The sequence below is a fragment of the Pseudonocardia bannensis genome, assembly GCF_012911875.1.
In the GTDB taxonomy this organism is placed as follows: Bacteria; Actinomycetota; Actinomycetes; order Mycobacteriales; family Pseudonocardiaceae; genus Pseudonocardia; species Pseudonocardia bannensis.
Map to the genome: position 1 here is coordinate 1 of NZ_JAAXKZ010000168.1, position 9,949 is coordinate 9,949.

The 9,949-nt window shown below is 73.6% G+C and carries 11 protein-coding genes; 6 read left to right on the forward strand and 5 right to left on the reverse strand.

All coding sequences use genetic code 11. The annotated features are described in order from the left end of the window. Nucleotides 1–127 precede the first annotated feature (127 nt). Nucleotides 128–1,306, forward strand: coding sequence for a pre-mycofactocin synthase MftD (mftD, locus tag HF519_RS27580; protein ID WP_169415915.1), 1,179 nt, complete (start codon nucleotides 128–130; stop codon nucleotides 1,304–1,306). Between the two features lie 38 nt (nucleotides 1,307–1,344). Here the strand turns inward: mftD and HF519_RS27585 are convergent, their stop codons facing one another. Beyond that, the gene (locus HF519_RS27585; protein ID WP_169415916.1) at nucleotides 1,345–2,571 is read right to left on the reverse strand and encodes an NAD(P)/FAD-dependent oxidoreductase; all 1,227 of its coding nucleotides are present in this window, start codon (nucleotides 2,569–2,571) and stop codon (nucleotides 1,345–1,347) included. Nucleotides 2,572–2,897: 326 nt separating this feature from the next. Between HF519_RS27585 and HF519_RS27590 the strand changes: the two genes are divergently transcribed. The 5 genes from HF519_RS27590 to HF519_RS27610 all read left to right on the forward strand — a co-directional run bounded on the left by HF519_RS27590 (nucleotide 2,898) and on the right by HF519_RS27610 (nucleotide 5,674). After that, nucleotides 2,898–3,131 (forward strand): metallothionein, encoded by a 234-nt coding sequence (locus HF519_RS27590; protein WP_169415917.1) that lies wholly within the window; start codon nucleotides 2,898–2,900, stop codon nucleotides 3,129–3,131. Between the two features lie 126 nt (nucleotides 3,132–3,257). After that, nucleotides 3,258–3,917 (forward strand): GAP family protein, encoded by a 660-nt coding sequence (locus HF519_RS27595; RefSeq protein WP_169415918.1) that lies wholly within the window; start codon nucleotides 3,258–3,260, stop codon nucleotides 3,915–3,917. 194 nt (nucleotides 3,918–4,111) lie between these two features. Next, a complete protein-coding gene (locus HF519_RS27600; RefSeq protein ID WP_169415919.1) occupies nucleotides 4,112–4,789 on the forward strand; it encodes a hypothetical protein in 678 nt (225 codons plus the stop codon). 136 nt (nucleotides 4,790–4,925) lie between these two features. After that, nucleotides 4,926–5,345 (forward strand): hypothetical protein, encoded by a 420-nt coding sequence (locus HF519_RS27605; RefSeq protein WP_169415920.1) that lies wholly within the window; start codon nucleotides 4,926–4,928, stop codon nucleotides 5,343–5,345. A 50-nt stretch (nucleotides 5,346–5,395) separates the two neighbouring features. Further along, complete coding sequence (locus HF519_RS27610; protein ID WP_281358665.1) at nucleotides 5,396–5,674, forward strand: helix-turn-helix domain-containing protein; 279 nt, start codon at nucleotides 5,396–5,398, stop codon at nucleotides 5,672–5,674. A 30-nt stretch (nucleotides 5,675–5,704) separates the two neighbouring features. Here the strand turns inward: HF519_RS27610 and HF519_RS27615 are convergent, their stop codons facing one another. From HF519_RS27615 to HF519_RS27630, 4 genes are read right to left on the reverse strand one after another with little or no spacing between them, the layout of a single operon-like run. Then, complete coding sequence (locus HF519_RS27615; RefSeq protein WP_169415922.1) at nucleotides 5,705–7,051, reverse strand: BPG-independent phosphoglycerate mutase family protein; 1,347 nt, start codon at nucleotides 7,049–7,051, stop codon at nucleotides 5,705–5,707. After that, complete coding sequence (locus tag HF519_RS27620; protein WP_169415923.1) at nucleotides 7,048–7,590, reverse strand: adenylyltransferase/cytidyltransferase family protein; 543 nt, start codon at nucleotides 7,588–7,590, stop codon at nucleotides 7,048–7,050. The genes HF519_RS27615 and HF519_RS27620 overlap by 4 nt, the downstream gene beginning before the upstream one ends. Further along, nucleotides 7,587–8,663, reverse strand: a complete 1,077-nt coding sequence (gene selD / locus HF519_RS27625; protein WP_169415924.1) for a selenide, water dikinase SelD — start codon at nucleotides 8,661–8,663, stop codon at nucleotides 7,587–7,589. Before selD ends, HF519_RS27620 begins: the two co-directional genes overlap by 4 nt. Further along, the gene (locus HF519_RS27630) at nucleotides 8,660–9,916 is read right to left on the reverse strand and encodes an acyl-CoA dehydrogenase family protein (protein WP_169415925.1); all 1,257 of its coding nucleotides are present in this window, start codon (nucleotides 9,914–9,916) and stop codon (nucleotides 8,660–8,662) included. The genes selD and HF519_RS27630 overlap by 4 nt, the downstream gene beginning before the upstream one ends. Between the last annotated feature and the right edge of the window lie 33 nt (nucleotides 9,917–9,949).

Here is a 9,949-nt window from a genome sequence, read left to right on the forward strand (position 1 = left end):
GGGTAGGGGGGCCGGCCCCCTCGCTCGGGCGGATACTCCGGTCGTAGGCGGACAGCAAGGCGCCCGGCCGCCACCCGCCCGTTAGGCTGCGGCGCAAGCCGAGACGTAGAGGCTGCGGAGGGGTGGGATGGCCAGCAGTAGAGAGTGGTTCGAGACGGTCGCCGAGGCACAGCGGCGGGCGAAGAAGCGTCTCCCGAAGTCGGTGTACATGGCGCTGGTCGCGGGGTCCGAGCAGGGAATCACCCTGAAGGACAATGTCGACGCGTTCAGCGAGATCGGCTTCCGGCCGCACATCGCCGACCTCCCGCAGTCCCGCGAGCAGGCGACCAGGGTGCTCGGTCAGGACATCTCGTTCCCGGTGATCATCTCGCCCACCGGGGTGCAGGCGGTGAGCCCGGACGGGGAGGTCGCCGTGGCACGGGCCGCGGCGTCGGCAGGCACGGCCATCGGGCTGAGCTCGTTCGCCAGCAAGCCGATCGAGGACGTCGTTGCGGCCAACCCGCAGACCTTCTTCCAGATGTACTGGGTCGGGACCCGCGACCGCATCCTGCAGCGCGCGGAGAGGGCCAGGAAGGCCGGAGCGCAGGCCCTCATCGTCACGCTGGACTGGACGTTCGCCACCCGGCGCGACTGGGGTAGCCCGCCGATCCCGGAGCGGCTGGACCTGAAGGCGATGGTCAAGTTCGCCCCCGAGGGGATCGTCCGGCCCAAGTGGCTGCTCGACTTCGCCCGCCACGGCGGACTCCCCGACCTCACGACGCCGAACCTCGCCGCGCCCGGGGAGCAGGCTCCGACATTCTTCGGTGCCTACGGCGAGTGGATGCAGACACCGTTGCCGACATGGGACGACGTCAAGTGGCTGCGTGAGCAGTGGGACGGACCGTTCGCCGTCAAGGGGATCATGCATCCCGACGACGCGCGGCGCGCGGTCGACATCGGGGCCACCGCCATCTCGGTCTCCAACCACGGGGGCAACAACCTCGACGGCACGCCGGCGTCCATCCGGGCGCTGCCCGCTGTCGTCGACGCGGTCGGGGACCAGATCGAGGTCCTGCTCGACGGGGGGATCCGGCGCGGGAGCGACGTCGTGAAGGCCCTCGCCATGGGCGCCCGGGCGGTCATGATCGGACGCGCCTACCTGTGGGGGATGGCGGCCAACGGGGAAGCCGGTGTCAGCAACGTCCTGCAGATCCTGCGCAGCGGGATCGACGAGGCGCTGCTCGGGCTCGGGCGGTCCTCGGTCCACGATCTCGTCCGTGACGACCTGATCGTTCCGCCGGACTTCACCCGGGTACCGCAGAACTGACCGATCACCCGCGGGCCGATCACCCGCGGGCCCCCGTGTCACAGGTCGGCCAGCGGCACCCGGGGATCACCGAGCCGGATGTCGTCGATCGGCCGGCCGGACCGGATCAGCCGCTGGATGTCGTCGGTGACGTCCCAGATGTTGACGTTCATCCCGGCCCGGACGCGCCCGTCGGCCATCCAGAACGCCAGGAACTCGCGGCCCGGCACGTCACCGCGGAAGACGACGTGGTCGTAGGTGCCGGGCGGGGCGTGGCCGGTGTACTCCATGCCGAGGTCGTACTGGTCGGAGAAGAAGTACGGCAGCCGGTCGTAGGAGACCTGCTGGCCGAGCATCGACCGTGCCGCGGCGGGGCCACCGTGGAGCGCGTTGGCCCAGTGCTCGATGCGGATCCGCTGGTGGAGCAGCGGGTGCGCGGCGTTGGCGACGTCCCCGGCGGCATGGATGTCGGGGTCGGAGGTTCGTAGCGCGGCGTTGACCAGCACGCCGTCGTCCACCTCCAGCCCCGCCGCCTCGGCCAGTTCGGTCGCCGGGGTGACGCCGATGCCGACCACCACGACCTCGGCATCGACGGCGTCGCCGTTGTCCAGGACGACGCCGGCCACCCGGCCGTCCGCCGGCGAGATCGTCTCGACGCCGTGCCCGACACGCAGCCGCACGCCGTGCTCGGTGTGCAGGTCGGCGAACACCTCCGCCACCTCGGGGCCGAGCACCGATTCCAGCGGCGGGCGCGGGGTCACCACGGTGACCGCCGCACCTCGCTGCCGGGCCGCGGCGGCCACCTCGAGGCCGATCCAGCCGCCGCCCACGACGACGACGCGGGCCCCGTCGACCAGCACCTCGCGCAGCATGTCGGCCTCCTCGATGCGCCGCAGGTAGTGCACGCCGCGCAGTCCGGCACCCGGCACGTCGAGGCGCCGCGCGCGGGCACCGGTGACGAGCAGCAGCTTGTCGTAGTCGAGCCGCTGCCCGCCCGGGAGTTCCACCTGGTGTTCCGCGGGGTGCAGCGCGGTCGCCGGCGTGGCGGTCTGCAGGTCGATGCGCTGCTCGGAGTACCACTCGCGCGGGTGCACGAAGGCCTTGTCCCGCTCGTCGGTGCCCAGCAGGTAGCCCTTGGACAGCGGGGGCCGCTCATAGGGTCGCTCGAACTCTTCGGCGAGCAGCACGATCTCGCCGGTGAAGCCTTCGGCCCGAAGTGTCTCCGCGGCCTTCGCGCCGGCCAGACCGCCGCCGACGATCACGAACCTCGAGTCCTCGTCGGGCATCGGCCGACTCCTCTCGTCCGGCGTTCCGATCGGTGCCGGGCCCCGCCCGGCCCCACCCTGTCATCGTCCCCGTTCCGGTCGTCCGTCGTCCGTCGCTTCCCGAGATTGCGGCCCGGCGCCGTCCACCTGCCGCGCCGGACTGGCCCCCTCGGCCCCTCGGCCCGTGCTCCGGCTGCCGCGCCGCGCGGTTCGTCCGCCTCCGTGTCCCACCGCGACGCCGACCGTGGACCGGCCTCGCGTGCGCGGAGCGGCCACGGGTGGGGATACCGCGGAGCGTTGCCGGGTACGCCACGGTCGCCCGGCTCGAACCGTGGAGAGGACATCCGATGGCGCAGTGCGAGGTGTGCGGCAACGACTACGACCTGGCCTTCGAAGTGCATGCGCAGGGCGCGGTGCACGTCTTCGACAGCTTCGAGTGCGCGATCCACCGGATGGCGCCCGTCTGCGAACACTGCAACTGCAAGGTGATCGGCCACGGCGTTCAGGTCAGTGGCCGGTTCTTCTGTTGCGCTCATTGCGCCCGCGAGAGCGGGGCGGAAGGGGTGCGCGACTCGGCGTGAGTGCCCTGACGCACGGAGTTCCCGGCAGCAGGCCCGAGCTCGCGTGATCCACGCGCCGGTGTTGCTCGCCGGGTTCATCCGCAATGGGTGAGGTCGCCGCAGGCCCCGGTCGCGACGATCGGCGGCGTGAGCCCCGAGGCGCTCGTCCTGGCGTTGTCCAGCGTCGTTCGTCCGACGAGCACCGCGGCGCTCTACGCCATGCTCTCCACCCGCCACCCGCAGCGCCTGCTCGCGGCCTACCTCCTCGCGGGCCTCGCCTTCAGCCTCGGGATCGGTATCGTCGTGGTCACCGTCCTGCAGCAGCGGGCCGTGACCCCTGCCGTGGCAGCCTCCCGCACCGTCGTCGACATGGTGCTGGGTGCTGCGGCGCTCGGTTACGCGGCCGGCACCTGGGCCGGATGGTCGCCCCGTCCGGACCCGGATCGGGTTCCGCGCGACTCCCGCTTCCGGCGCCGGCTGCAGAATCTCTCGCCGTCGGGTGCGGCCCTCGCGGGTGTCCTCACCCACCTGCCGGGCGTGTTCTACCTCGCGGCACTCAACGCGATCATCCGCAGCGCCGGCGGGGTGGCGGATGCGGTCCTGCAGGTGCTCGTCTACAACGCGATCTGGTTCAGCACGGCGATCGCCGCATTGTTCCTGTCGGTGTTCCGGCCCGCCCTCTCGCGCGAGCTGGTCGGCCGGGTCAGCGACTGGGGGCGCCGGCGGAAGCGGGAGATCGTCGTCGTGCTGTTCGGCGCGGTGGGGGTGTACCTGCTCGTCAAGGGAGTGCTGGCGCTGTCGGGCTGATCGACCGCCGGGCTGCCCGGGGGAGTGGCGGCCGTCCGGCCCAAGCGGGCTGACCCGCTCGCGGAACGGCTGCCCACCGGCCGGCCGAACCGTGGCGCCTGGGTGCCACGCAGCGCGTAGTGACATCGACCAGGTGGTATGCCGGGGGCAATAGCCGACAACGTGGACGGTCGAGGGAGAAGGGACGTGACCCGATGACCAGAACCGTGACCCAACCCGTGACGCGCGCCGCCGGCGGCGCGAAGCGGGCAGCCGAGGGGGCGACCTCCGGTGCCACGTCGGAGGTGGCGCGCGAGGCCGCCCGGCGGGCGATGGCCGAGGCGGGAAGACGGGTGCTCGGGGCGGTGGTCGATCGGGCCGTCTCGCGGGTCGACGACGTCGCCGACCGGCTCGACGACGTCGTCGAGAACCGGGGGACAGGCGTGCGGGAGGCGCTGACCGGCAGGCCCGGTCGGCGAGATGCGGCGGACCGGAAGAAGACCGCGGGCGGGGGGCCTGGGCTGACCGCCCAGATGGGTGCCGCCTTCAGCACGGTCGTGTACCGGGCCCTGCAGCTGTTGCAGTCGATCCAGCGGATGGCACTGCAACTGCTGGAGGCGCTGCAACGCCTCGTCCGCCGCCCGGCCAAGGGCGAGCCGGACGCGGAGGCGGACTCCGGGGTGCAGCCCGACAGGGAGACGGAGAAGGAGCCCCCGGACGAGACCGACGAGGCCGGGGCGGACGAGCAGGAGCGCGCCGAGGCGCCGCGCCCCCGTTCGGGTCCGCGTGCGGTCGCAGCGACGCCGCGCCGGAGCGGGCGGCCTGCGCAGGCGCGGGGCGACGAGACCGGGAGGCGCGGTGGCCGGCCGACCAGGACCGGCCGCAGTGGCTGAAGCCGGCCCGCGTGGGCTGATCCAGGAGCGTGGTCCCGGACGGATTCCGGCGGGGCGGACGACGCCGGGGTCGGCGCGGCGTCCCCCCGCCTGCTCAGGCGCCCGTTCCCGGCCGGTCGCGGTCCCGACCCACCGCGTGTCGTCCCCGGCCCTACCCCAGCCCACACCGACGGAGCAGCTGAAGGCCGGTGTGCGGACGCTGGTCGGCGCCCTGATCGACAAGGCCGTCGACAAGGCCGTCGAGAAGGCCGCGGGGGTGGCGCTGCGGCAGGTCGACCGGGTGGCCGCCAAGCTCGACGAGATCGCCGCCGGGGGCGGGGTGAAGACACACGCTGTCCTCGGCGGGGTGCGGGCGGCCCTCCAGGGCAAGAACCCGCTCTGGGGGGCCGTCACGAGCGCGGTCGCGGCGATGAGCCCGGAGGCCAAGCTCGTCCTGGTCCTCGTCCTGATCGTCGCGGTGCTGTTGGCGCCCGTGCTCCTCCTCGTTCTCGTGGTGGCCCTGCTCGTGATCGCCGTGGTGGCGGCGGTGCGTGGCGGCTCGGGCGGCGCCCGCTGACCGGCGGCTCGTTCTGCGATTAGGCGGGAGCAGAATGGTTACCCCTGCACATGACTGAGATCATCCCGTTCAGCGGTGACCGGGTAGGTGAGCTCCGGAGGTCATCGGCGATGACCGAGCAGGAGCTCGCCGAGCGGGTCGGCAGCCCGGTGGACACCATCCGGGAGATAGAGCGGAATGACCGCGAGCCCAACCTGGACATGCTGTTCCGGCTCGCCGCTGCCCTCGGCGTGACGCCGTCCGACCTGCTGGTCGGCGGGGAACGCCCCCTGATCAGCGCCGATGAGCCCCGCACGGCACTGGCGATCAGCGGCAGCGTGCTCCGCTGACGGCGCGGCGTCGGGCAGCGTCAGGCGTCGTCATCGTTCCGGCACGGGTGGCATCGGCTCGGGATGGTCGGGTAGCGCCAGGGTCATCCGCGCGGTGGACCGGTGCCCGAGGAAGACGGGCCGGTTCGCGTGCCCGAACAGCAGCGGCAGCAGTTCCGCGGCGCGGACGGCGCCGTACCAGCCCGCCCGGGCGTGCGTCTCACCGAACGCGCTGACCTCGTCGGGGCGGACGGTCGGCCCGGCGACGAGCAGGGGAGTGGGGTCGCCGGTGTGCAGGACCCCGTCCACCGACGGTGTCGCATGGTCCCCGGTGACCGCGACGATCGCCCGCTCGGCGAGAGCGGCGAGCGTGCCGAGACCGGCGTCGGCGGCCTCCAGCACCTCGAGCTTGGCCCGTGGCTGCTTGGTGTGCCCGGCCTCGTCGGTCGCCTTGGTGTGCACGTGCACGAAGCGGGCGCCGTCGTCGATGAGCTCACCGGCGATGTCGAGCCGGGCGGCGAGATCGGCGCCGACGTCGGCCACCGGTGCCAGGTGCCGCCCGGTCATGCCCAGGATCCCGGCCAGCCCCCGGTAGAGCCGGGTGCTGGTCACCGCCGCGCCCGCCACCCCGGTCTGCTCGACGAAGCTCGGGATCGGGCGGCGGACCCCGGACCACTTGGTGGTCAGGACGTCGAGCGGAGGCACGCCGCGCGCCGCCCGGGCCGTGTTGACCGGGCTCGCCACCAGAGCGGCGCGAACGTCGAGCAGCAGCATGGTGAGCGCCTCGGCGGTCGGGCCGGCGGCGGGCTCGGCCGGCAGCACCCGCAGCCACGGGTGGAAGTCCTCGAAGAACGGATCCGAGTCGGTGATCCCGGCGGCCGGATGCCCGGGAAGCGCGAGCAGGGCCTCGCCACGGCCGCCGAGGGGGCGCAGTGTGGCGCCGTGCCGACCGAGGACGGGCTCGAGTTCGGCGAGCAACGCGGTCGCGTCCGCGCCGTCGGCGGGCCCCACCCGGCCGGTGATCCACACGCGGTCGCCGTCGCAACGGGAGGTACGCAGTGCTGCGTGCGTGACCGCGACGCCGGGTTCGACGTCGATGCCGGCGCCGATCGCCTCGAGCACCGCGCGGCCGGGGAAGGGCACGTCGGCGAACCCGAACATGGCCCAGTGCGCGAGCTCGGAGGCCGGTGCCCGGCCCCAGCCGAACGGCAGGTGCCAGCCGGACGCACCGCGCACGGTCAGCGCGTCGAGCACGGGTGTGCGGGCGGCCTCCGCCGGTGTGCGTCCGCCCAGCTCGGGCACCGGCCGGTCACCGAGGCCGTCGAGGACGACCAGGACGACCGGCAGCCGGTCGTCGTCGAGGCGGGGCTGGGTCTCGCCGTAGCCGGGTGGTCTCACGTGCGGCTCTCCATCGGGGTCTCGGTCAGCAGTTCGTCCAGCACCGGTCCGGTCGCCGCAGGCACCGCGTCCTGCCAGGCACCGCCGGTGGCCAGCAGCCGGCGGATGTCGGTCGCGGACAACTTGGCCGCCGGGTCCCCGTCGAGCACGGTGACGGGGTAGCCGGCGTCGGCGAACCAGCCGGCCTTCTGCCGTTCCCAGTCGCTGTAGACCCGCACGAAATGCCGGGCCCGGAGCGGGACGTACTCGGGCCACAGCTGCGGCCGGGTGAGGTCGAACGGCACGACGGTCACCCGCGGGGCCCATCCGGCCGCCGCGACCGCGGTGCCGAGCAGCCGGGCCCGCTCGTAGTAGGTGAAGGGGTTGGCCGACGTGGTGTGCCGGTGCGCCGACGTCGACTCCTCGTGCCGGGCACCGGAGTCGGGGTTCGTGACCGCGACGATGAGGTGATCGCACTGCCGCAGCGCGATCCCGAACAGCTCCAGGTGCTGCTCGTGGACCGGCTGGAATCGCCCGGTGACGCAGCCGAGGGCGGTCACGGCCGCGCGCAGATCGTGCCGGGCTCACCGTCGGTGAGCTCGCCGACCACGGCCGCCGCGACGTCCCCGCGCGCCCGCAGCTCCGTGACAAGGGCCGCGGACCGCTCGGGGGACACGGCGAGCAGCAGCCCGCCGGAGGTCTGCGCGTCGGCGAGCAGTACCTGCTCGGCCCGGTCCAGCCCACCCGGGTCGAACCACCCGGCGGCCAGTGCGGCGTCGAGGGTGCGGACCGATCCGTCGGGCGCGCAGCCGGCCGCCAGCAGGTCGGCGACCCCCGGCAGCCGGGGCACCGAGCGGGTGTCGACCCGGGCGGCCACCCCCGCGGCCAGGGCCATCTCGTGCAGGTGCCCGAGCAGGCCGTAGCCGGTGACGTCGGTCCCGCCGCGCAGTCCGTCCCTCCGCGCGACCGCGGCGGCGTCGGCGTTGAGCCGGGTCATCGACGCGACGGCGGCGTCGACCGAGGCCGCGGGCGCCTGCCCGCGCTTCACCGCCGTGCTCACGATGCCGACCCCCAGCGGCTTGGTCAGCACCAGCGCCTCCCCGGCGACGCCGCCGCCCTTGCGCAGCACCGCGCGCGGATCGACCTCACCGATCGCCACCAGCCCGTACTTCGGCACCGGATCGGAGATGCTGTGCCCGCCGACGAGCAGTGCCCCGGCCGCGGCCACCGCCTCCGCTCCGCCGCGGAGCACGTCGGCGAGGAGCTCACCGGACAGGTCCGCCGGCCAGCCGAGCAGGTTCAGCGCGAGCAGCGGCCGGCCGCCCATCGCGTACACGTCGGACAGCGCATTGGTCGCGGCGATCCGCCCCCAGGCTCGGGCGTCGTCGACGACCGGGGTGAGGAAGTCACAGGTGACCACCCACGCGCGGGATCCGTCGATCGCGTAGACCGCGGCGTCGTCGGCCGGGTCGAGCCCGACCTGCAGCGCGGGGTCCACGTCCTGGCCACCGAGCGCTCCGGTGCTCCGTACGGTCGCGAGCACGTCGGACAGCAGCGACTGTGGCAGCTTGCACGCGCAACCCCCGCCCGACGAGTACTGCGTCAGCCGGGGCGCGCCGGCCACCCCGGTCATCGCGACGCCGCAGTCTCCCGGAGCAGCCCTCGGGCCACGGCGTTGCGCTGGATCTCCACGGTGCCGGCGGGGATCTTGAGGTTGCGCGCGACCCGGAACAGCTTCTCCTCCGGGGAGCCCAGCAGCAGGCCGGCGGCGCCGTGGACCTGGACCGCGTTGTCGGTGACCCGGTAGAAGGCCTCGTCGTTGATCACCTTGACCAGGCTGATCAGGCGCGGCGCGTCGCGGTGCAGGGGGATGCCGAACGGGCCGAGCTCGTCGAGCTCCGCCTGTGCCACCAGCGATGCGGACCGGGCCGCGTACACGTCGGCGTCCATGTCGGCGAGCAGGTGCTGCACGGCCTGCAGGTCGGCGATCGGCCGCCCGCCCGAGGTCCGTGAGCGCGCCCGGGAGATCGCGCGGTCGAGCAGCCAGGAACCCCATCCGGCGCACATGCCGCCGCGGCACAGCCGCCGCCAGTTGATCCAGGACATGGCCAGCGCGAAGCCGTCGCCGATCTCGCCGACGACGTTCTCCGCGGGCACCCGGACGTCGGTCAGCTCGAGCTCGCCGGTGAGCCCGTCGGCCAGCATCGTGGGGATGTCGCGGCCGCGCACGAACCCGGGCGCGTCCGCGTCGACGAGGAACATCGACAGCGACCGGGTGCCCGCACCGGGCTCGGTCACGGCCACGATCTGCACGAAGTCGGCGAAGTGCGCGTTGGTGATCCAGGCCTTGTGCCCGTTGATGATCCAGTCGCTGCCGTCGCGGCGGGCGTGGGTGCTCATGGCCAGCACGTCGGTGCCCACCGCGGGTTCGGTGTTGGCGAACGCGGCGGTGACCTCACCGGCCATCAGCGGGTCGAGATAGCGCTCCCGGGCGGCGTCGCTCACGTGCTCGATGGCGGGGTTCGCGCCCTCGGTCCAGGCCAGCGCCGCGAGCCCGAGCCCGAGTCCGGCGTTGCGGTAGACGAACTCCTCGACGTGCTGCATCTCCACCCGGCTGAAACCGCCGCCACCGAGATCGGCGCGGATGTGCGGGTTGTACAGCCCGGCGGCCGCCGACCGGCGCTGCACCTCCCGGCGCGCCTCCCATACGTCCCGGTGCATCCGGCCGGCCTCGTCGAGGTGGGGCTGCCAGGCGGTACCCACGCCGCGGCGGGCCAGGTCCTCCTCCAGCGGTGCGACCTCGGTGTCGAGGAAGGTCCGGAAGCGGGTGGTGTAGTCGGTGACGCGCTCGCTCGGCGCGATGGAGCCGGTGCCGCTGGTCGTCATGGACGGTCCTTCCGGTTCGGGTGGGCGGGGCGC

What these genes read in the sequence shown, in the direction of transcription:
- HF519_RS27630 (WP_169415925.1), bottom strand. Translation starts at nt 9,916, where the DNA reads ATGACGACCAGCGGCACCGGCTCCATCGCGCCGAGCGAGCGCGTCACC.
- HF519_RS27600 (WP_169415919.1), top strand. Translation starts at nt 4,112, where the DNA reads ATGACCAGAACCGTGACCCAACCCGTGACGCGCGCCGCCGGCGGCGCG.
- HF519_RS27590 (WP_169415917.1), top strand. Translation starts at nt 2,898, where the DNA reads ATGGCGCAGTGCGAGGTGTGCGGCAACGACTACGACCTGGCCTTCGAA.
- mftD (WP_169415915.1), top strand. Translation starts at nt 128, where the DNA reads ATGGCCAGCAGTAGAGAGTGGTTCGAGACGGTCGCCGAGGCACAGCGG.
- HF519_RS27585 (WP_169415916.1), bottom strand. Translation starts at nt 2,571, where the DNA reads ATGCCCGACGAGGACTCGAGGTTCGTGATCGTCGGCGGCGGTCTGGCC.
- HF519_RS27610 (WP_281358665.1), top strand. Translation starts at nt 5,396, where the DNA reads ATGACTGAGATCATCCCGTTCAGCGGTGACCGGGTAGGTGAGCTCCGG.
- selD (WP_169415924.1), bottom strand. Translation starts at nt 8,663, where the DNA reads ATGACCGGGGTGGCCGGCGCGCCCCGGCTGACGCAGTACTCGTCGGGC.